Raw genomic sequence first — 21,506 nt, 5'->3', positions numbered from 1 at the left:
TTAATTCTGCTACAACTCCCTTTAAGGAGCTTCAGAGTAGATAAGTGTATGGAGCAGCTTATCTACTCTGACGTGTTTGGGAGAGAATCTAGTGGACGACGATCTCGTCTAGGAAGATGAAGTGCCCAGCGCTACGGCCAATCTCTGCACGCATACGGATGTATCGAGCCGAAGTATGGGGGAAGAAGTCGAATACCTCAAAGACAGGGCGTGGGTTGTGTTCGTCCGTTTGGGTAGGTAGTGTGCCTAGGCTCTCGAATTTGCTACCGTCTTGGCTGACGAGTACCTCTACCTCTCGAGGCATATATACCCACTGCTCGCGCTCCTGCATGAAGCGAGCAAAGATGTGCTTGAGCTCACGTGTCTCGCCGAGGTCTATCGTCACGTCTAGAGGTTCGGTGAAGCCAAGCCACATGCCGTCTAGGTAGGTTGGGGTGGCTCTGATGCCGTCGATGAGAGTCTTCTCGCCAGCAGCGGGGTAGCGTACGTTCCATTGGTTGGCATACTTGATTGCCTTGCCGATCGCCTTGTGGTAGTCGATGCGGTACTTGAGGCTGACCGAGTCGAGCGCCATGCCGTTTTTGAAGAGTTTAGCCACCACGAGAGCCGAGTCGGCGGTCGTGATAGGCGATTGGTAGAGTTTGCTCTCTGCTGTTGGTTGACTACCGTCTGTGGTGTAGCGGATCTCCACATCGCTCTGCTCAGCCCTTAGAGTGAGGCTCGTGAGCTGCTTGTCTAGATCTGTGGAGACCTCAGTGGCGATGCCATTGAGCGGATAGGCGTTGACGCCTCTCGCCCTAAGCGCCTCGGTTTGCTTAGTGGCGCGCCTGCGGAAGTCTTCGTAGTTCCTCTTCTCCTGTGGCGACCATGCTATCTCGGCTAGGGCTAGCGCACGGGGAAAGTACATATACTCGGCGTGCGCATCGCTCTCTACATACTCCGTCCAGAGGTTGGCCTGCACACCTAGTACGTGCTTCTTCTCCTCTGCGCTTAGGTTGCTAGACTCGGGGTTGTAGCTGTACACCTTCTCTAGAGGAACATAGCCCCCGATAGCACGGGGCTGATGCTCTGCGATAGCTTGATAGTAGTCTAGGTAGAGGAAACCATTGGGCGTCATGATCACATCGTGTCCGCTCTTGGCTGCCTCGATGCCACCAGCTTCGCCACGCCAACTCATCACCGTTGCCTCTGGGGCAAGCCCTCCCATGAGGATTTCGTCCCAGCCGATGAGCTTGCGTCCACGGCTAAGCAGGAAGCGCTCGATACGCTTGATCATGTAGCTCTGTAGCTCATGTAGATCCTTGAGCCCCTCGGCTTTCATACGAGCACGGCACTTGGTGCAGTCGCCCCAGTGGTTCATTGCTGCTTCGTCGCCACCGATGTGAATATATTCGCTTGGGAATAGCTCCATCGTCTCGTCGAGGATGCGCTCGAAGAAGGTGAATGTAGCCTCGTTGCCGATGCAGACGTCGGTTACAGACTTGTCCCAGCGCTCTAGACAGAATAGCTCGGGATAGGCTGCTGCGATCTCGTTGCTATGGCCGGGGAGCTCAATCTCGGGGATAATAGTGATGCCTAGTTTGCTCGCATGCGCTACCACACGTCTGATGTCGTCTTTGGTATAGTAGCCACCGTATGCCCCGGGTGTGCCCTCTTCGACAAACTGCCTATCCTGTCCATGCCACCATTTGTCCCAGTCACGTTCTGTGCGCCAAGCTGCTTTCTTGGTCAGTAGCGGATAGGCATCGCTCTGCATACGCCAGCCACCTCCGTCTACGATATGCCAGTGGAAGCGATTGAGCTTGTAGCGAGCCATCTCGTCGAGTAGGCGAATGATGAAGTCGGTGCTCATGAAGTGGCGCGATACATCCAGCATCAGTCCTCGGTAAGCGAAGCGAGGCTCATCCTTGATTTCAGCTTGATGTACCCGACCCTCGGCATCGGTGAGCTGTGCCAAGGTCTGCACTGCATGGCGGAAGCCAAGCCCCGTAGAGGCCTGTATCTCGATGCCGTCTGCAGATACAACGAGTGTGTATCCCTCTGGCGACTTAATCTCCAAATTATTGACGAAGCGAATCTCACCCCCCTCTTGCTTCTGCTCTACCTTGAGCGAGGTGATACGCCCAAGCTCTGTGCTTAGTAGGCTAGAGATATCCGCCCAGTGCGCTTCGCTGTCTGGGGTGCTGAAGCCAATGACCTTGGGGAGCTGATACGATGCCCCAAGCGTTAGGCTAAGCTCCTTGGGTAGTGGAATCAGAGATGGCTCCTCTAGAGGCTGCTTGCTCGCCTGATCGGAACAAGCACCCAAAAACAACGCCCCCAGAGCGAGTGAGAGCGTTGTCAGTTTTTTCGTAATAGTCATATCTATAATTGTGAATGATGTCATGAGAGAGCCCTAGAGCCTCCACCCTTATCGTAGTACTAGGCGTGTCGTAACCAGTTGCCCAGCTCTAGAGCATCTAAGCAGGTAGACTCCCGAGCGGATATCTCCTAGAGAGGTTTGGCGCGTGTTGTACTGTACCATAAGGCGACGGCCAGTGAGGTCAATGAGCTCGACTTGCTCAACCTCTTGGTTGAAGTAGATGGTTCGCCCCACGATGCGGAGCTCTATTTTCCCTCCTTGGTCGCCCATTTCGCTACTACGTGGGATAAGGCTTGTTGGGGCTTCTATTTGCACAGCTCCTTGTACCTGATTGCCTGCGATGACGATTGTCGCTCCGTTGGTAGCGGCAACTACTCCACCTAGAGGTCTAGTGTAGGTAACTTTTGGTGGGCGGCATCGCAGGGAGAGCACATCTCTGGTTGCTTGCTGATGCCAGAGAGAGTCCGTATGGATACACCAAGCTAGCTCTCCTACCCCTAGTACGAGGCAGAGAGCTAGAAGCATACGCCTAATTTCTTTGGATATGCTATGTGCTATACGATAAGTCATCAGCTACTCTTTTGGTTAGGGCGCAAAAAGCCGTACAGGGCAAAGTTACAGATATTCTGTGACAAAATCAATCAATACGAGCCGATCTGCCCCACGCCTTACGGGTAATCTTGTCGTTTCAACTTACGCACCCACAGAGGGATGGCATATGGTGTAGAGGGGCACATGGTTCAGAACATACCATTCTTGTGTTTGTACCTCCTTGCGAGGAGCTCTCGTTGTGTTGCCCCACTAGATAGAGAGCATGTGCAGGATTGATACGAGCCGCTCATCAATGGCCTTGTTCTTCTTGATCGCCTTGCTGAAGGGGACATAGATGATCTCATCGTTGTCGATGCCAATCATTACATTGCGCTGCCCCTCTAGTAGAGCATCGATCGCTGCTACACCCATTCGGCTTGCCAAGATGCGGTCCTGAGCGCTGGGTGTGCCTCCACGCTGTATGTGCCCGAGGATTACGACACGCACGTCGAAGTGTGGATACTCGTTGCGTACGCGCTCGGCGATACCCATAGCACCACCAGTTACCTCGCTCTCCGACACCAAAACGATGCTACTATTCTTCGTCTTGCGGAAACCACTAGCGATAGTTTCTGCAAGCTGATCCTTCTCTAGAGCGAACTCCGGGATAATGGCGGCCTCCGAGCCCGAGGCGATAGCACCATTGAGTGCTAGGAAGCCAGCTTCTCGACCCATGACCTCGATGAAGAATAGTCTCTCGTGTGAGGAGGCGGTGTCACGAATTTTGTCTACCGCCTCGACGATTGTGTTGAGAGCTGTGTCGTAGCCGATAGTCAGATCGGTACCGCTTAGGTCATTGTCTATTGTACCCGGTAGGCCAACGATTGGGAAATTATATTCCTCTGCGAAGAGCCTAGCGCCACTGAGTGAGCCGTCGCCACCAATGACCACTAGGGCATCTATGCCATGTGCCTGCATGGTTTGGTAGGCGATGCGCCGACCCTCTTCGGTTTTGAACTCTTCGCTGCGAGCAGTCTTGAGTACTGTACCACCTCTTTGAATGATATTGCTCACATCTTGGGTCTGGAAGTCCTTGATCTCGCCCGTTATTAGGCCTTTGTAGCCTCTATATATGCCTTTGACGGCGATGCCGTGGTAGATAGCCGCACGTGTCACGGCACGTATGGCAGCGTTCATGCCGGGTGCGTCCCCTCCAGAGGTTAGCACGCCTATACATTTGATTGTCATTGATTGTCTATGATTGATGTAAGCACTACGCCCTCCCCGAATGACTTCGAGGGAGGGCGCAGGCATATTTGTATTCTGTTTAGAACTCAGCGTTGCGTGGGGTGCGAGGGAAGGGGATAACATCTCTGATGTTGGTCATACCCGTCACGAAGAGCAGTAGGCGTTCGAAGCCAAGCCCAAAGCCCGCATGGGGCGCTGTGCCATAGCGGCGAGAGTCCATATACCACCAAATATCCTTGTCGGGGACACCCATCTCTTCGGCTCGCTGGCGTAGCTTGTCGTAGTCGGACTCACGCTCCGAACCACCGATGATCTCACCAATCTTGGGGAAGAGTACATCCATACCACGCACGGTCTTGCCGTCCTCGTTGAGCTTCATGTAGAAACTCTTGATCTCCTTGGGATAGTCCGTAACGATCACGGGCGTACAGAAGTGTTCCTCTACTAGGTATCGTTCGTGCTCGCTACTCATATCGGCACCCCAATAGATTGGGAACTCGAACTTACGGCCCTTGGCCACGGCAGCCTCCAAGATCTCGATGCACTCCGTGTAGGTTAAGCGCTTGAATGGCTTCTCTAGTACGAAGTTGAGGCGATCGATAAGCTCCTTGTCGAAGTGCTCGCTGAGGAACTTGATATCGTCTGCACAGTAATCGAGTGCCCACTGGACGCAGTGCTTGATGAAGTCCTCCGCTAGGTCCATGTTCTCCTCGATCTCGATGAAGGCAACCTCTGGCTCGATCATCCAAAACTCGGCCAAGTGACGTGGCGTGTTGGAGTTCTCGGCACGGAAGGTGGGGCCAAACGTATAGATAGCCCCTAGTGCCATAGCTGCCATCTCCCCCTCGAGCTGACCAGACACTGTGAGTGCTGTGGGGCGAGCGAAGAAGTCCTGAGCGTAGTCTAGGCCTCCGTCCTCACACAAGGGAGGCTTTTCTAGAGGTAGTGTCGTGACCTGAAACATCTGACCCGCTCCCTCGCAGTCGCTGCCTGTAATGATAGGGGCGTGAAAGTACACGAAGCCACGCTCGTGGAAGTAGGTGTGGATCGCTATAGACATCTGATGTCTGATGCGGTAGATAGCACCGAATGTATTGGTGCGAGGACGCAGGTGGGCGATCTCTCTGAGGAACTCAAGCGAGTGCCCCTTTTTTTGTAGTGGGTAACTCTCTGGGTCTGCTGTACCTAGCACCTCGATCCTCTCGGCTTGTATCTCTACACTCTGGCCTGCCCCCTGAGAGCTTACGAGCTGACCCACTACACATAGGCTAGCCCCTGTGCTGATCGTACTCATTAGCTCTGAGCTAAAACGCTCGTTGTCGGCTACGATCTGCAGGTTGTGTATGGTAGAGCCATCGTTAAGGGCTATGAAGCTCACTGCTTTGTTGCCACGACGGGTACGCACCCAGCCTTTGACGCAAATAGTCTGTCCGACTAGCTCGCCCTTGAGGACGTCGATTATTTTAGTTCGTTTCATTTGTAGTATTCCTTTTCTTGCTTGTTTATGGCCTAAGCCTAAATATCCTTAAACCCTACTCGAAGGCTCCCATACGTAGGGCATTGACCTCATCTTCGTTGAGGTAGCGCCATCTACCACGGGGTAGGTTCTTTTTGGTAAGACCAGCGAAATAAACACGGTCTAGCTTAATCACCTTGTAGCCGAGGTGCTCGAAGATGCGGCGTACGATACGGTTGCGGCCAGAGTGGATCTCGATGCCTACTTGGCTCAAGTCATCGTCCTTGACATAGCTCAGTGCATCTGCATGGATCTCTCCGTCCTCTAGCTCTATACCGTCGGCAATCTTCTGCATATCCTCCATAGCCACAGGCTTGTTGAGCCACACATGGTAGATCTTCTTCTTGAGGAAGGAGGGGTGCGTGAGCTTGGAAGCGAGATCGCCATCGTTGGTGATGAGCAGCACTCCTGTGGTGTGTCTGTCTAGACGCCCCACAGGGTAGATACGCTCGGGGCATGCGTTGCGCACGATGTCCATTACTGTTAGGCGACACTCTGGGTCATCGGAGGTCGTCACGCAGTTTTTGGGTTTATTGAGCAGCACATATACTTTGCTCTCACGCTCCACACGCTTGCCGTTGTATACCACCTCGTCTTGATAGGTGACACGTGTGCCTAGCTCGGTCACGGCTACACCATTGACGAAGACCTCTCCCTTTTGGATTAGCTCATCGGCTTCTCGACGAGAACAAACGCCTGCATTGGCCAAGAACTTGTTGAGGCGAACCTCCTTCGTTGGGTCTATCTCCTCCTTGTATTTGACTGGCTCGATGGGTTTGAAGACCTTCTTGGGCTTCTTGACCATCTTCTTCTTGTTGGGCTTGCCTGCGTAGTTGTCGCCAGCTCCTTGTTGAGGTCTGGGTCTGCGAGGGCCAGCGCCTTGCTCAGATCTGTTATAGTTGTAGTCGTAGCTACCCTCGGCTCTCTTGTTTTGGTAGCGCTGCTCGTAGTCTACTCTGTTGAAGGGGTCTATCTCGCCCTGCTGAGTCCCCTGAGAGCTGCGATGCCTTTGGTAGCCTTGAGATGAATATTCATCACGGGTATTGGGGTTGTTGTAGCCTCTATCGGGAAATCTGTTGTTGAATCTCTTCGTTCCATAGCTACCTGATGGGCGTTGCTGATCAACGACATCGCTGGTGCTAATGCGTACACGCCTGCGTCTACCAGACGCTGCGCCTGCATCCGACGATTTAGCCGCCTGAGAACCATCGGCTGTAGCGATAGGCGTGCGTCTTGGACGTGTGGGGGCTTCGGCTCTAGGTCCTACACCGAAAGCTTTTTCTTCTGTACTCATCTATTTACTTATATATGAATTTATAGGGGGAGCCTCTCGGCTACCATAACAATAACGTGAAAAATTCCTAAATTGTTGTTGATCTTCCTTCTTGTAAGTCGATGTCAATATGCTATGCGCGACAAAGGTAAATTATATTTTCTCAATTGGCAAAAGGTGTCTAGGTCCTACAACCACAGTGAAGCAGTGGGGGCCTGTCGATGCGTGTCATAAATAAAAAAGGGGAGTGACGCTCCCCTATTGTTGTCTCGCAAGGATTCGAACCTTGACAAACAGAACCAAAACCTGTTGTGCTACCATTACACCACGAGACAATCCCGAAGCATAAGGAGGAGCTATGTCCTTCAAATGCGATGCAAAGGTAGCGCTAATATCTCTATTCTCCAAATGTGCAGCGGATAATCTTGCTTATGCTTGGAGCTAACTAATGTAAGCGCTTGGATTTGAGTTGTCTTGATCTATGGGTAGCTGTCGGATACTTGGTATTCTGTGCTCGTGGCCGAGCATTGAGGTGCGTGCTCGATTCTTATCTTTTTAGTTAAATAGTGTTAATCATTTATCTGAAGAAAAATAAGAATGGTAGGGCAGTTCTTAAAAACAGATTGAGCATTGGTAATAAATTGAAGGATCAATCTTGTGAAATTGGTGGATTAATCTGCTGAGATGTCTCCACTGATTCTTATGGGTTGATGGGAAGAAAAATCCCAAACAGCCCACAAACTGTATCAAGTCGTCTGGCATTCGTTTTTATATGTCTGATTATTAGACTTTTGATTTGATCTTGTTTTTGAGGCGTATTTACGTTGGTCTAGGGTGGAGGCCCAAAACAAAGCCGAACGCAATCTAGGGGCTGCTAGGGGGTAAATAAGAGGTTTGTTTGGCTTGCTAACTTTGGCGAGGTGTTTTTGCTGAAGGTATGTTGATAGGTCGATTGTGCTATATAGATATTAAGAAACGTAAATTGACTTCTCTGGGTGGATGTTCTGTTTGGGAGCTCTGGAGATTTGGAATATTTTGGTAACTTTGGCTCTTCATTGCGACTAGATCAGTATGACGAGATTTGTATTATCCATATTAACAACCCTCTTCCTCTTTGTGTCTTCTGGCATAGCCATAAGCTCGCACTACTGCATGGGCAGACTTGTAGAGGTTGCCTTGGGAGGTGTGCAGGATACCGATGGTTGCTGTGCCGTCGCCGATGAGTCGGCCAGTTGCTGCTCTAGTCAATTCTACTTCTTGAAGCTCACGATCGACCAGAACAAGGAGTGTAGCCCCGAGGTGAACTTGACGCCTTCGGTAAACAATCTCTTCGCCTACCTATGGCGATATACAAGCTCTCTCGAGGTCAATCAATACTACAGAAGCCAAGCCCCGCCTTTTGAGGCGACTAGGCAGAGCCAGAGCCCACACTTTATCCTCTATCGCAAGCTCATCATTTAGCAGTTTGTATCCTTTTTAGACTTTCATCGCTTGCATTGCTTCGACTGGCTTAGGCTTGTCGAGGTATGTCGCTCACTCTATGCCTATCACGACTTGGAGGCAGTAGGGTTGTGATGAGCCTTGGCGTAGTGTCGTATCGCTACTCGGGGTTGGCTATTGGCTTAGCCCCTTGGGCTGAGGCGGTGCCGCCGAAGCTACCCAAGCTCTCTTGTTCATTGACCGACCAAATAAATACATAATTATGCTAGATAGATTAATTCGTTATTTCCTAGAGAATAGGCTCATAACGACATTACTGCTGATTTTGATCGTGGTCTGGGGGATCTCAACGGCTCCGTTCAATTGGCACGCAGGAGTTATCCCACGCAATCCAATCCCCGTAGACGCCATTCCTGATATTGGTGATAATCAGCAGATTGTAGCCACGGAGTGGATGGGGCGTTCGCCCAAGGATATTCAAGACCAAATCACCTATCCGCTCACGACTTCGCTTTTGGGTATCCCGGGGGTGAAGACTATTCGCAGCTCATCGATGTTTGGCATGTCGTTTATCTACATCATTTTTGACGATGATGTGGAGTTCTATTGGAGCCGCTCACGCATTTTGGAGAAGCTCAACTCCCTGCCCTCTGGTACGCTGCCCGATGGGGTTCAGCCCTCTCTCGGGCCAGATGCCACGGCTCTCGGGCAGATCTATTGGTACACGCTCGAGGGCAGAGATCCCAAGACTGGTAAGCCTACGGGAGGCTGGGACGCCGAGGAGCTACGTACTGTGCAGGACTTCTACGTCAAGTACGCACTCTCATCTGCCGAGGGAGTTGCCGAGGTGGCCTCGGCTGGTGGCTTCGTCAAGGAGTACCAGATAGATCTCAACCCCGATGCTATGTACCGCTTCAACATCTCGGTTATGGACGTTATGGGCGCCATACAGAAGAGCAACCTAGACATAGGGGCAGAAACAATGGAGATCAACAAGGTCGAGTATCTCATCCGAGGGCTTGGGTATATCAAGAGTATCTCGGATATTGAGCAGACTGTGGTGGCCGTGCGTGAGGGTGTTCCGGTGCGTATCTCGGATATTGCCTTCGTCAATATAGGCCCCAGTACTCGCCGTGGTGGGCTCGACAAAGAGGGCGTAGAGGCCGTGGGAGGCGTGGTTATAGCACGCTATGGCTCCAATCCTCTAGAGGTCATAGACCATGTCAAGAGCAAAATCAAGGAGATGGACTCTGGCTTGCCTCAGAAGACGTTAGCCGATGGCACTGTGTCCAAGGTGTCCATAGTCCCTTTCTACGACCGTACAGGTTTGATCCGAGAAACAATCGGTACGCTCGAGACGAGCCTCTCGCACGAGGTGTTGATCTGCATCATCGTCATCATTGTACTGGTGCTCAACCTCCGTGCTTCTATCGTCATCGCCAGTATGCTACCTATCGCTGTGTTGGGTACATTTATTCTGATGAGGTACACAGGTGTTGAGGCCAACATAATGGCCCTATCGGGGATCGCGATCGCCATCGGTGTGGTGGTCGATGTCGGTGTCGTTTTCGTTGAGAGTATCATACGCTATCTGGAGCTACCCGAGTATGCAGGTCGTACTAGGGGCAAGACTCTCTTACGTGTCATCTCACTAGCCGTTTCGGAGGTTTCGGGTGCTATAACCACGGCGATGATTACCACCATTGTGAGTTTCCTGCCTGTATTCGCTATGCAGGCTCAGGAGGGTAAGATGTTCGCTCCGCTGGCCTATACCAAGACTTATGTACTGGCTACGGCCTTCTTGCTGGGGTTGGTCTTGCTCCCTACTCTGGCCTATTGGGTGTTCTCGGTGCGGATCAACTCTAGGCTACTGCGCAGGGTACTCAACTATCTCCTCATCGTCCTTGGTCTAGGGCTCTTTGTTGCCTATCTGAGCTTGCCAGCCCTTGGGCTCATCGCAGTGGGGGTAAACAACCTTTTGGCACATCTCTGGAGTCACCCAAATAGAGCCAACCATATTAATATAGGTATTGCCCTGCTGGTAGCTACCTACTACCTCTCGGTCGAATGGTTACCTATGGGGGCGGATAGTGGTGGGCTCCTCAACTTCTTATTTGTGGCTGGATGTATCGCTTTCATTCTCGTGTTGCTGTGGCTGTTGGTCATCTACTATGAGCGCATCTTGCGCTGGTGCTTGGCCAATAGATGGAAGTTTATGATCATACCCATAGCCACCGTAGTGAGCGGATTGCTCATTTGGCGCAATATGGGGCAGGAGTTCATGCCTAGCCTCAACGAGGGGTCTTTCCTGCTCATGCCAACGAGTATGCCTCACACTGGGATAGAGCAGAACCTAGAGTATGTAGAGCAGCTAGATAGGCGACTAGCCTCTATCCCAGAGGTCGAGGTCGCTATCGGCAAGTGGGGGCGTGTGAACTCTGCACTTGACCCAGCTCCCGTACAGATGTTTGAGAACACCATTAACTATCGCCCCGAGTATATCTTGGACGAGAATGGCCACCGCAGGCGATTTAAGGTAGATAGTGACGGAGCCTTCGTTCTCAAGAGTGGACAGACCTACAATCCCCAAGACGGATATAGGCTGATATCATCGGATAGTCTAGTCCCTGATGCTAGAGGGGCCTACTTCCGTCAGTGGCGTCCGGAGATTAAAAATGCCAACGATATATGGCAGCAGATTATTGATGTGAGCAATCTGCCCGGGCTTACCTCTGCTCCCAAGCTACAACCCATAGAGGCTCGTCTGGTTATGCTCTCCACCGGTATGCGTGCACCCATGGGTGTGAAGGTTTATGGCCCCGATCTGGAGGCTATTGAGAAGGGAGGTAAGGCTATCGAGCAGGCTCTCAAGTCAGCACCGTCGGTTGTTGCCTCATCGGTTTTCTACGACAGAGCAGTAGGAGCACCCTACTTGGAGATCAAGCTAAACAGAGAGAGTATGGCTCGCTACGGTGTGCCAGTGGCCGACTTGCAGGAGGTACTTAGCGCCGCAGTAGGTGGTATGGCGCTCTCTCGCACGGTCGAGGGGCGTGAGCGGTTCCCTATTCGTCTGCGCTATGCACGAGAGCTTAGGGATAGCCCCGAGGCACTATCAATGCTTCTTATCCCCACGGCTACAGGAGCTCAGGTGCCACTCCGAGAGCTGGCCGATATTGAGTATTCTCGTGGGGCTCAGATGATACAGAGCGAGGACACATTCTTGGTTGGCTATGTCATCTTCGACAAAGAAGCCGATCGAGCCGAGGTCGATGTTGTAGAGCAGGCCGATGCCTTCTTGCAGGAGAAGATACGCTCAGGAGAGCTGGTATTGCCCAAGGGCGTGTCCTATAAGTTCGCTGGCAACTATGAGCAGCAGCAGCGTGCTACTGATAGGCTTATGATCGTGGTGCCTCTGGCTCTACTGATCGTGCTCCTCGTGCTCTACGCCCAGTTCAAGACGGTCACGGCCTCTCTCATTCATTTCTCAGGGGTATTCGTTGCCTTCTCGGGTGGTTTCATGCTCTTGTGGCTATATGGCCAACCTTGGTTTATGAATTTTAGTATCGCAGGCGAGAACATTCGAGATCTGTTTCAGATGGCTCCTATCAACCTCAGCGTTGCCGTTTGGGTGGGTTTCATTGCTCTTTTTGGTATCGCCACCGACGATGGGGTGCTGATGGGGACATATATTCACCAAGTCTTCCAGCAAAGACAGCCCCGCACCAAGGACGATATTCGTGAGGCTGTCGTAGAGGCAGGGCTCAAGCGTGTTCGCCCTGCAGCGATGACTACTGCCACTACGCTCATAGCTTTACTGCCAGTGCTTACCTCGACGGGTAAGGGCGCTGATGTGATGATCCCGATGGCCATACCCACTTTTGGTGGTATGCTCATTCAGTCGATGACTATGTTTGTAGTCCCAGTATTACAATGCTGGTGGAGAGAGCAGGTAGAGGGACGACTAGCCAAGCAACAAATCAAACAACAAGACGGAAATAACGATGAACAATAAATATATACGTAGGGCTATGGCACTACTCTCTGTGGCTGTGCTCTCTAGCCCGATGAGGGCTAGGACTGAAGTACAGCCCGATAGTCTCCCCCATTACTTGGAGTTGGCCGCCCGCAGCAATCCTCAGCTACAAGCGGATCTAGCGCTCTACAAGGCCTCTGTCGAGAAACTACCACAGGCTGGAGCCTATCCAGATCCAGAGCTAGAGCTCGGGATATTTCCTAAGCCGATGCACACACTCATGGGTAAGCAAGTGGCAGATCTAACTCTGATGCAGATGTTCCCTTGGTTTGGGGTGCGCCAAGCCGCCCGAGCAGAAGCGGAACAAATGGCGAAAATGGCGTATGAGCAGTTTAGGGAGCGTAGAGATAATGTATGGTATCAAGTCAAGGCTCAGTGGTATGAGCTCTGTGGCCTTGGTGAGCGGTACAAGGCTGTGCAGAGCCATATAGACCTGCTGCATCAGCTTGAACGACTCGCCTTAGGGCGCTTTTCTGCAGCTGGTGTGCAGACTGCGGGTTCATCTTCAGCTAGCCCTCCTCGCTCTGTGTGGCAGTCGGCCTCTACTTCACCTGCTAGCTCTACGGATATGGGAGGTATGCCGGGTATGTCTGGTGGCATGAGGGGAGTGTCTTCCGCACCTATGACCTCTGGAGCCAATGCCATGCCTCAGATGTCTGGCTCTGGAGCAATGAGTATGTCCTCGGGCAGTATGGCGGACGTCGTACGCATTCAGCTAGAGCGAGCCGAGCTGGAGCATGAGCTCCTAGACTTGCTCTCTAGGCGCCGGGCAGCTGAAGCCAAATTTAATACCTTACTTAACCGTTCGGTAGAGAGCTCTGTAGCTTTAGCTGACACTCTCGAGCGGCGTATCTTGCCCGATCGAGCGGCTGGCCTGCTCGATAGCCTCCTAGAAAATAATCCTATGGTGGCGATGCTCAAGTCGGAGACTCGAGGATACAGAGCCAAAGCCAGGATGGATCGATTGATGAGCTACCCGATGATTGGCCTCGGATTACAGTATAGTATGGTGGCTCCGTACGATAAGCCCATTCTAGGCAATCATGGCAATGGACATGATATGCTGATGCCTATGATCAAGGTTAGTCTGCCTATCTTTCGTGGTAAGTATAAGGCTCAGCAAAGAGAGAACAAGCTATACTATCAGGCCTCACAGCTCAAAGAGGCCGAACTACACAATCAGCTACGAGCCGAGTACCTCAATCTGCGTCTAAGGCTAGAGGAGTCGGCACGCAAGTCCGATCTCTATGCGAGGCAGTATGCCTTATCTCAGTCGCTCAGCCGTATCGTGATACAAGAGCTAGTGGCAGGGCGGCAAGGGCTTGCCGATGTGATAGCCCAAGAGCGTCAGCTCGTGGACTATCGGCTCAAGGCTATTGAGGCTGTCGTAGCCTACAATACTTACGTTGCAGCGCTCGAGAAGTTATTATCCATTTCCTTTTAATTTTTACGACAGACAATGAAGACTAGAAATAATATAATGACTAAGAAGTATCTCTACTATCTCCTATTTGCTTTGGGAGGACTTCTTCTCGGGTGGCTACTCTTTGGCTCTCCTACTGGCGGCGCTCACTCGGAGCATAGCCATGTAGCGGAGGGAGATACTGCAGAGGCTTGGATCTGTTCTATGCACCCACAGATCGTTATGGATAAGCAGGGCAAGTGCCCCATCTGTGCGATGGATCTCATTCCTCGCAAGACCAGCGGAGGGGGAGAGGAACTAGATCCGTCTGCCATACAGCTCTCCGAGGAGGCTATGGCACTTGCCAATGTACATACGACGAGAGTCAGTCTAGAGAGCCCTGCCAAGAGTATCCGTCTTTATGGCAAGATTGTCCCAGACGAGCGTGGGCTGCAGTCGCAGACCGCTCACGTGTCTGGCCGCATCGAGAAGCTGAGTATTAAGTTCACGGGAGAAGCCGTACGTTCAGGACAAACCTTAGCCACCATTTATTCGCCAGAGCTACTCACAGCACAGCAGGAGCTACTGCAGGCGGTAGCCATGCAGCAGCCCCAACTAGTTCAGGCCGCTCGAGAGAAACTCCAGCTCTGGCACATCACTTCGCAGCAGATCGATCACATACTACAGTCCAAGCAACCCTCTGCATTTGTGGAGATCAAGGCTACGACTAGTGGTGTCGTCACGGATAGACGCGTCAATCAAGGCGACTATGTTGCTCAAGGAGCGGTACTATTCGACATCGCCAACCTCTCTCGGCTGTGGGCGGTTTTTGATGCTTTCGAGGGGGATCTGTCTTTCTTGAGCGTTGGCGACTCCATCGGCTTCAAGCTTACGGCTTATCCGGGACGGAAGTATTCTGGCAAGATTTCCTTCATCGACCCTATGATTAATCCAAGTACCCGTACGGCTCGTGTCCGTGTCAATATCGCCAACTCAGGCATGGAACTCAAACCCGAGATGTATGCCATGGCAGAGGTGCAAGCAAAGCTGAGGGAAAATCCGAGTGCTATCATTATCCCTCAGACGGCAGTCCTCTGGACGGGGAAGAGATCTGTGGTGTACGTTCGTCAAAGAGATGCATCTATGCCTACGTTCTTGATGAGAGAGGTTGAGCTGGGGCCTTCTTTGGGTGGAGCGTATGTGGTACTAGATGGCTTGTCCGAGGGAGAGGAAGTGGTAACTAGTGGTGTCTTCGCTCTAGATGCTAGCGCACAGTTAGAGGGCAAGAAGTCGATGATGAATGTAGTGCCTGATTCGGAGCACTCCAAGGAAATTAAGTTCGGAGTGAGAGGCTCGTGCGGTATGTGCAAGGACTTGATAGAGAAGACAGCGCTTGATATTTATGGCGTTGAGGACGCTCGGTGGAGCAAAGATGAGCAGATGCTTTACCTGCGCCTCAATACTGCCGTAGCCTCCGAGCAGGCGGTCAGCAAGGCGATTGCCAAGATTGGCTACGATACCGAGTATCATAAGGCGGAGAGCTCTGTCTTTGACCAACTACCCGGTTGTTGTAAGTACGATAGATAGCCCACCAGCAGTATTCTTGTACTACTGGTTTAGGAGTAGTGCCGAGGGGGAGGCCTTGGTACTACCCCTATTATCTTGTTTGGCATCGGGGTAAAATGTGGGTTTACGGGACGAGGCGAGTGTAGCATAAGAGCTGATGCATACCAAAAAGGGTATCTGGAGAGTTACTTAGGTAGTAGAGATTGAGTGCAGAGCTGGAATAATATTTACTAACTTTGTGGCTCAATGTATCCGCACATTTGTCGGGCGGTTTACTCGTGTCGTAACATATAAATATATGAAGTATATATCATCACTCGGTCGGTTGGTACTTGTAGGAGGCTTTGTTTGGGCTACACTAGGAGCTGTCGGCTGTGGCTCCAAGTCCGATCCCAAAGTGCAGGAGGTGAAGTTTGTTAATGCTCAGATCCGCAGCTTCTCGATGTCTTCGGAGAAGGATGCAGAGCTATCCAAAGTCTTTTTCTCTATTGAGAACCTCGCTGATGCAGGCAAGATAGAGAATAAAAAGCCGCTTGCATACGGCAAGAAAATGGAGAAGATCAAGCTCTCGATAGGAACAGCAAGCACTGGGACTAAAATATATGTAGCTCTAGGCAACGGAGCTTATGAGGAGTGGAAGGCAGAGAAGGTTTACGACTTTCCCGAGGAGTTGCACGAGCTCAAGGTCAAGGTGAGTATTGGAGATGATCGAGATAAAATAGAATATGCTTACAATGTCAAATTAAATAAATACAAATTTGATCCCGAAACCATTGTCTGGGCAGACCCCGTGACGACCGTTGGTGACAGACCAAGGTTAGAGCAAGATGCGTATGCCTATGCTATGAAAAGGGTAGATGATGTTTGGGTAGTTGAGGCCACGGCAGGGGAGAATAGGTACTACACTTATCAAGACGGTGTTTTTGCTCGAGATATGGGCTATTCAGGGCTGCCCACAGGAGTTACTATTAGGCATATCGAGGAGTATGATAGGAAGCCTTATGCGCTAACCTCCAATGGTTATGTTTATCGACTATTAGGCAAAGTCTGGCAGCGGATCGAGGCTATCGGTTCGGTTGAGGGACTTCTTGGGGTCTTGCCTCCACGCCTCTCGGCAGAGGAGCCCGATTTGGCTCTCTTAGTGAAGGGTGATGATGGCGAACTTCGCTTCGCTGGTTATTCGCAGGGCGGGGTTAAAGTGTCTTCTCTAGCTGTTCCCAAGGACTTCCCAAGGGACAATTATCGTGCTTTCTCGGGAGTCAAGAAGTATATAGGCGGGTACCTATATCTGGTCGCTTTAGAGGATCAAGCCATTATCTCTAGAGTACAGCGCAGCGTTTGGTACACAACCAACGGCTTAGACTGGTCACGTATATATACCAACTCCGATGCTGGTACAGTTCATTCGGCTTCGATTTTTAAGACTGATGACCTTATTTATATATTCGAAGCGAGCCCCTCTGTGGGGCTGAGGATTTGGACTTCGGACAATATGGGGCGTACTTGGCGTGAGAACGGCCCCATTGCTAAGCCTAGGGACTTCGCCTCTTTTGCCAATAGACGTGTCCTTGCTTGGGAGCATGCAGTCAATCACAATATTGCTCTCTTGGGGAGTGTAGATACACCTGTCGGCTCTCCTGCTTCTCTGTGGATTGGGGCGCCCAAGAAAGATGAGTATTAAATAAAAACAAGGAGTGAAGCTCGGCTCAAGCCACTGGATACTGCCTCTTTTACTGTGTTGCAGTATCCTGTCGATCCCAACACAGCGCCTCTCTGCTCAGGAGTATGTTTACGAGCTGGGGGGGCGTTTAGGGTCTTCCTACTATATGGGAGATGCTGCACGCCGAGCCTTCGTTACCTCGTATGCTTCAGCCCTATCCTTAATTGGTAGATATAATTCTAACTTCAGATGGGCTTGGACGACAGAGCTTGGATATAGAGGGTTAAGTGGAGATACACGCTATGCCGACAATGTCTTCCCAGAGGGCCGTACAGCTCGGTTTTCTTCGTACCTGCTCAATCTGAGATTGGGAGGAGAGTTTAATTTTTATCCCCTGAGCGACAAGTTTCGTTATCTAGGTACAAGGAGCTTCTCTCCTTATATAGGGGCTGGACTAGCAGGGAGCTTAGCATGGTCGCAGAGTAGGGTAATACCTACTCCTAGCGTCTATTGTGCTCTGGGAGTTAAGTATCGGCTTAGTGCGCGGCTCAGCCTAGAGGCCGAGTGGCAGTGGCAGCACACGTGGAGCGACGGTCTTGATGCGCTGCAAGCAGGGCGTACATGGCTCTCCGATCCGTATCGACTCAATGCCTCGTGGATCAAGAATAGGGATGCTTTTGCCGTCCTTAGTTTAGGGCTTACTTATCAGCTCAAACGTAGGAAACAAGGGCAGTGTGATTAGGTAAAATGTGCTATATTTGGGCATATATACAAGCGATAGGTTCGGGGGAGCCCCCAGTGGAGGCTGCGATAGAAGTTGTCCGCTAGATCCGGAGTAGTATTCGCTTGATGATGAAAGGAACAAATGTAAATAATGACAATAGACAATAGTAGTAATCAAGATTTGAAAGAGCTCAGAATACCTCGCCATGTGGCAATTATCATGGATGGTAATGGCAGGTGGGCCAAGGAGCGAGGCCTTCCTCGTACAGAAGGCCACATCAAGGGGCAGGAGTCGCTCAAGGCCACCCTCAAGGCCGCCGCAGAGTTCGGAGTTGAGGTGCTGACGGTATATGCCTTCAGTACGGAGAACTGGAATCGCCCAGCCGAGGAGGTTGATGCGCTCATGGAGCTTCTTGTGCGGGCTATTCATGCAGAGAGCGCAGAGCTTATTCAAGAGGGTATTCGCTTAGAGGCAATTGGAGATCTCTCTCGTTTGCCTCAGACTGCTTATGAGGCCCTTATGGACTGTATGGCTCAGACTTCTGCAGGCAAGCGTGTTCGTTTGGTGTTAGCACTTAGCTATTCTTCTCGCGACGAGATAGTCCGAGCTATTCGTCGGGCTGTTGCTTTACAAGCCTCGGGCGCTCTCACGAGCCAAGACATAACAGAGAAGGCATTCTCTGCTCTGCTTGATACGGCCAATCTTCCAGAGTTGGACCTTATGATCCGCACTGGAGGTGAGGAACGTATTAGCAACTTCTTGCTTTGGCAGGCCGCCTATGCCGAGCTATACTTCAGCAGTGTTTATTGGCCTGATTTTGGCAGAGAGCCTTTGCTAGAAGCAATCCGAGCATATAGCGATCGTGAGCGACGCTTCGGTAAGACAAGCGAACAGATACAGCTTGGCGACGATTAAGCTGAGATTACTACACAATGAAATAGACCCATACCAACGATGTATAGACGCCTATCACTAAGCCTCGCCGTAGGCTTCCTCTCAATCGCTTCATTGGCAGCACAAGTGAGGTCTACCGTAGAGGTCGATACGCTCAGTCTGCAAGGCGTACGTATTGACAACCCTGAGGTAGACTACACACGTCCTGTTTCCAAAATTATTGCTGACGTTAAGATTACGGGAGCACCTAGCTACGACGAGTTTGTCCTCAAAAGCCTCTCTTCACTTGCCGTGGGCGAACGTATCGATATCCCAGGACTGGCACTCACCGATGCTGTCAAGCGGTATATGCGGTATGGCTATTTTGCCAATGCCAAGGTCCTCGTCACCAAGTATGTGGGTGACTACGCTTGGATTGAGATACAGCTTGTGGAGAATCCTCGTATTGGCAAAGTAACCTACACAGGTATCGGCAAGAGTGATCGGGAGGAACTTGAGAAGCGCATTGGTCTGCGCAAGGGAATGCAGAGCTCGCCCAATGTTTTTGATCGTACCCGTCAGCTCATTAAGAAGTATTTTGACGAGAAGGGCTACCGTGAGATGAAGCTCACGATCAATCAGCAACCTTCGACCGAGGAGAAGAACTTCATTGATTTGACCATTGATATCGACAAGAGTGGTAAGACGAAAATCAAGAATATCATCTTTGAAGGCAACGAAGCGCTGACAGATCATCAGCTACGTATGGCGATGAAGAAAACTAATGAAACCTTCTCGACCAAAAGACTCTGGACAAGTATTTTGGAAATCTTCCAGCCAAAGAAACTGGTTGATGCAGAGCTTGAGAATGACTTACAGAATCTACTCAAGCGCTACCACCAAGCAGGCTATAGAGATGCTGAGATCCTATCCGACAGCATCGTACGTCTACAAGATGGTAGTCGCAAGGTAGATCTACATATTAAGCTGCATGAGGGGAATAAGTACTATATCAAGGATATTCGCTTCGTAGGCAATACTAAATACAATGCCGAGGTGCTCAACCATTTGCTCGGCGTGAAGGCTGGAGATTTGTACGACCAGAAGCGTCTAGAGGATCGTCTGCAGGTGGACGAAGATGCGGTGAGCAATTTGTACTATAACAATGGCTATATCTTCGCAGCTATTGATCCTGTAGAAACGAGTGTCGTAGGCGATTCTGTTTCGCTAGATATTCGCATCACAGAGGGACCACAGGCAACGATCAATAAGGTAAAGATTAGTGGTAATGACATCGTCTACGAAGATGTTGTGCGCCGTGAGCTATATACCAAGCCGGGCAGACTGTTTAGTAAGGAGGATTTGATGAACTCGTATCGACTGATCAACCAGATCGGTCACTTCGATGCTGAGAAATCTCTCCCAAAGACTGTGCCTGACCCAGCCAATGGTACTGTCGATATTGAGTATGACCTTGTACCTAAGAGCAACGACCAGCTTAATCTCTCGATTGGGTGGAGCCAGTCTGGTCTGATTGGTTCGGCAGGTTTTACTTTCTCCAACTTCTCAATCAAGAACCTTTTCCGCCCAAGCATGTACAAGGGGATTATCCCACAGGGTGACGGACAGAAATTGTCTATCAATGTCCAGTCTAATGCTCGTTACTATCATCAAGCTAGCTTGTCTTTCAGCGATCCTTGGTTTGGTGGTAAGCGTCCAAACCTCTTTAGTGTAAGTGCATTTTACTCGCACTCCACGGCCATTGACCAGAGGTATTACAGCAATCAGGTCAATAGCTACATGCTTAATAATCCATATTACCTCGGTGGCTATGGCTACGGTAATGGTTATGGCTACGGAGGCTACGGAGGTTATGGTGCAGGCTATGGCTATGGAGGTTCCAGTGCAATCTATGAGAGTGCCTATGACTCGGACAAGAGCCTCACCACTCTTGGGCTAACTATTGGTAATGGGCGACGCCTCAACTGGCCGGATAACTGGTTCCAAGTGTATGGAGCGCTCAACTACACCCACTACAGACTGAATAACTGGATCTATTACACGTTTGGCAACTTCCACCATGGTAGAGCCAACGACATCAACCTTGAGCTTCGTCTAGAGCGCAACTCCATCGACAATCCTATCTATACACGCAGAGGCTCTGAGTTTAGTGTTGCGCTTAATCTGACGCCTCCTTACTCGGCGTTTGATGGCAAAGACTACAGTGACCCTGCGCTCTCGGAGGCCGATCGCTACCGCTTCATTGAGTATCACAAGTGGCGTTTCTCTGGTAAGGTGTTCTTGCCGCTACTCAATCCGCTTACCGTTAAGCGTACCCCTGTGCTCATGGCACGTATGGACGGGGGTATCATCAGTAGCTATAACAAGCACAAGCGCTCACCTTTTGGCACATACTACATGGGTGGTGATATGATGAGTGGGCAGTATGCCGGCTTTACGAATGAAACTATCAGCCTGCGTGGCTATCGTAATGGCTCGATCGCAGGTGCCGACTATGACTATGCTTACTCATACTTCCGCACGACTCTCGAATTGAGATATCCGCTCATCTTCGAGCAGTCCACTACGATTTGGGTACTTGGCTTTCTAGAGGCTGGTAATGCGTGGAGAGATAATAGTCGCTACAATCCGTTTGACCTCAAGCGTTCGGCTGGGGTAGGGGTGCGCATCATGCTACCTATGGTTGGTCTTCTCGGTATCGATTGGGCATACGGCTTCGACCGTCCTAGCCCGCTCTCGAGAGAGCGTGGTGGCAGCAATGTACACTTTGTTCTCGGCCGTGATATCTAGTAAGCAAGATATTTGCTACATTTGACATTCGGAATACAATAATTTTAACTTTTCTAGAGTTATTCAC

The 21,506-nt window shown here is 50.9% G+C and carries 13 protein-coding genes and 1 tRNA gene; 8 read left to right on the top strand and 6 right to left on the bottom strand.

The window, feature by feature from the left end:
* Nucleotides 1-88 precede the first annotated feature (88 nt).
* The 6 genes from HQ48_RS02080 to HQ48_RS02055 all read right to left on the bottom strand — a co-directional run bounded on the left by HQ48_RS02080 (nucleotide 89) and on the right by HQ48_RS02055 (nucleotide 7,265).
* Nucleotides 89-2,362, bottom strand: a complete 2,274-nt coding sequence (locus HQ48_RS02080; RefSeq protein WP_044231469.1) for a family 20 glycosylhydrolase — start codon at nucleotides 2,360-2,362, stop codon at nucleotides 89-91.
* 48 nt (nucleotides 2,363-2,410) lie between these two features.
* Nucleotides 2,411-2,932: a T9SS type A sorting domain-containing protein gene (locus HQ48_RS02075; protein WP_044231468.1), complete on the bottom strand. Its 522-nt coding sequence runs from the start codon at nucleotides 2,930-2,932 to the stop codon at nucleotides 2,411-2,413.
* 231 nt (nucleotides 2,933-3,163) lie between these two features.
* On the bottom strand, nucleotides 3,164-4,141 hold the full coding sequence (gene pfkA / locus HQ48_RS02070) for a 6-phosphofructokinase (RefSeq protein ID WP_044231467.1): 978 nt from the start codon (nucleotides 4,139-4,141) through the stop codon (nucleotides 3,164-3,166).
* 79 nt (nucleotides 4,142-4,220) lie between these two features.
* The gene (gene asnS / locus HQ48_RS02065) at nucleotides 4,221-5,627 is read right to left on the bottom strand and encodes an asparagine--tRNA ligase (protein WP_200879861.1); all 1,407 of its coding nucleotides are present in this window, start codon (nucleotides 5,625-5,627) and stop codon (nucleotides 4,221-4,223) included.
* A 46-nt stretch (nucleotides 5,628-5,673) separates the two neighbouring features.
* Complete coding sequence (locus HQ48_RS09135) at nucleotides 5,674-6,951, bottom strand: pseudouridine synthase (protein WP_044231465.1); 1,278 nt, start codon at nucleotides 6,949-6,951, stop codon at nucleotides 5,674-5,676.
* Between the two features lie 243 nt (nucleotides 6,952-7,194).
* Nucleotides 7,195-7,265: transfer RNA gene (locus HQ48_RS02055), tRNA-Gln, on the bottom strand.
* A 736-nt stretch (nucleotides 7,266-8,001) separates the two neighbouring features.
* Between HQ48_RS02055 and HQ48_RS08965 the strand changes: the two genes are divergently transcribed.
* The 8 genes from HQ48_RS08965 to HQ48_RS02015 all read left to right on the top strand — a co-directional run bounded on the left by HQ48_RS08965 (nucleotide 8,002) and on the right by HQ48_RS02015 (nucleotide 21,439).
* Complete coding sequence (locus HQ48_RS08965; RefSeq protein ID WP_152568290.1) at nucleotides 8,002-8,391, top strand: hypothetical protein; 390 nt, start codon at nucleotides 8,002-8,004, stop codon at nucleotides 8,389-8,391.
* A 241-nt stretch (nucleotides 8,392-8,632) separates the two neighbouring features.
* Nucleotides 8,633-12,382 carry an efflux RND transporter permease subunit gene (locus tag HQ48_RS02045; RefSeq protein ID WP_044231464.1) on the top strand — a complete coding sequence of 1,250 codons (3,750 nt, stop codon included), beginning with the start codon at nucleotides 8,633-8,635 and terminating at the stop codon, nucleotides 12,380-12,382.
* Nucleotides 12,372-13,847, top strand: a complete 1,476-nt coding sequence (locus HQ48_RS02040; RefSeq protein WP_081969687.1) for a TolC family protein — start codon at nucleotides 12,372-12,374, stop codon at nucleotides 13,845-13,847. Before HQ48_RS02045 ends, HQ48_RS02040 begins: the two co-directional genes overlap by 11 nt.
* A gap of 15 nt (nucleotides 13,848-13,862) precedes the next feature.
* Complete coding sequence (locus HQ48_RS02035) at nucleotides 13,863-15,392, top strand: efflux RND transporter periplasmic adaptor subunit (protein WP_044231463.1); 1,530 nt, start codon at nucleotides 13,863-13,865, stop codon at nucleotides 15,390-15,392.
* Between the two features lie 277 nt (nucleotides 15,393-15,669).
* Nucleotides 15,670-17,052 carry a DUF6242 domain-containing protein gene (locus tag HQ48_RS02030; protein WP_152568289.1) on the top strand — a complete coding sequence of 461 codons (1,383 nt, stop codon included), beginning with the start codon at nucleotides 15,670-15,672 and terminating at the stop codon, nucleotides 17,050-17,052.
* A 13-nt stretch (nucleotides 17,053-17,065) separates the two neighbouring features.
* Nucleotides 17,066-17,773, top strand: a complete 708-nt coding sequence (locus HQ48_RS02025) for a DUF6089 family protein (RefSeq protein WP_044231461.1) — start codon at nucleotides 17,066-17,068, stop codon at nucleotides 17,771-17,773.
* Nucleotides 17,774-17,905: 132 nt separating this feature from the next.
* Nucleotides 17,906-18,670, top strand: a complete 765-nt coding sequence (gene uppS / locus HQ48_RS02020) for a polyprenyl diphosphate synthase (protein ID WP_044231460.1) — start codon at nucleotides 17,906-17,908, stop codon at nucleotides 18,668-18,670.
* A 39-nt stretch (nucleotides 18,671-18,709) separates the two neighbouring features.
* A complete protein-coding gene (locus tag HQ48_RS02015) occupies nucleotides 18,710-21,439 on the top strand; it encodes an outer membrane protein assembly factor (RefSeq protein ID WP_044231459.1) in 2,730 nt (909 codons plus the stop codon).
* Nucleotides 21,440-21,506 lie beyond the last annotated feature (67 nt).

This window comes from Porphyromonas sp. COT-290 OH3588 (assembly GCF_000769075.1).
Lineage (GTDB): Bacteria > Bacteroidota > Bacteroidia > Bacteroidales > Porphyromonadaceae > Porphyromonas.
Note: the sequence above shows the minus strand (reverse complement) of the source record. Positions and strands in the feature narration are given on the sequence as shown.

What these genes read in the sequence shown, in the direction of transcription:
- HQ48_RS02080 (WP_044231469.1), bottom strand. Translation starts at nt 2,362, where the DNA reads ATGACTATTACGAAAAAACTGACAACGCTCTCACTCGCTCTGGGGGCG.
- HQ48_RS02075 (WP_044231468.1), bottom strand. Translation starts at nt 2,932, where the DNA reads ATGACTTATCGTATAGCACATAGCATATCCAAAGAAATTAGGCGTATG.
- pfkA (WP_044231467.1), bottom strand. Translation starts at nt 4,141, where the DNA reads ATGACAATCAAATGTATAGGCGTGCTAACCTCTGGAGGGGACGCACCC.
- HQ48_RS09135 (WP_044231465.1), bottom strand. Translation starts at nt 6,951, where the DNA reads ATGAGTACAGAAGAAAAAGCTTTCGGTGTAGGACCTAGAGCCGAAGCC.
- HQ48_RS08965 (WP_152568290.1), top strand. Translation starts at nt 8,002, where the DNA reads ATGACGAGATTTGTATTATCCATATTAACAACCCTCTTCCTCTTTGTG.
- HQ48_RS02045 (WP_044231464.1), top strand. Translation starts at nt 8,633, where the DNA reads ATGCTAGATAGATTAATTCGTTATTTCCTAGAGAATAGGCTCATAACG.
- HQ48_RS02040 (WP_081969687.1), top strand. Translation starts at nt 12,372, where the DNA reads ATGAACAATAAATATATACGTAGGGCTATGGCACTACTCTCTGTGGCT.
- HQ48_RS02035 (WP_044231463.1), top strand. Translation starts at nt 13,863, where the DNA reads ATGAAGACTAGAAATAATATAATGACTAAGAAGTATCTCTACTATCTC.
- HQ48_RS02030 (WP_152568289.1), top strand. Translation starts at nt 15,670, where the DNA reads ATGAAGTATATATCATCACTCGGTCGGTTGGTACTTGTAGGAGGCTTT.
- uppS (WP_044231460.1), top strand. Translation starts at nt 17,906, where the DNA reads ATGACAATAGACAATAGTAGTAATCAAGATTTGAAAGAGCTCAGAATA.
- HQ48_RS02015 (WP_044231459.1), top strand. Translation starts at nt 18,710, where the DNA reads ATGTATAGACGCCTATCACTAAGCCTCGCCGTAGGCTTCCTCTCAATC.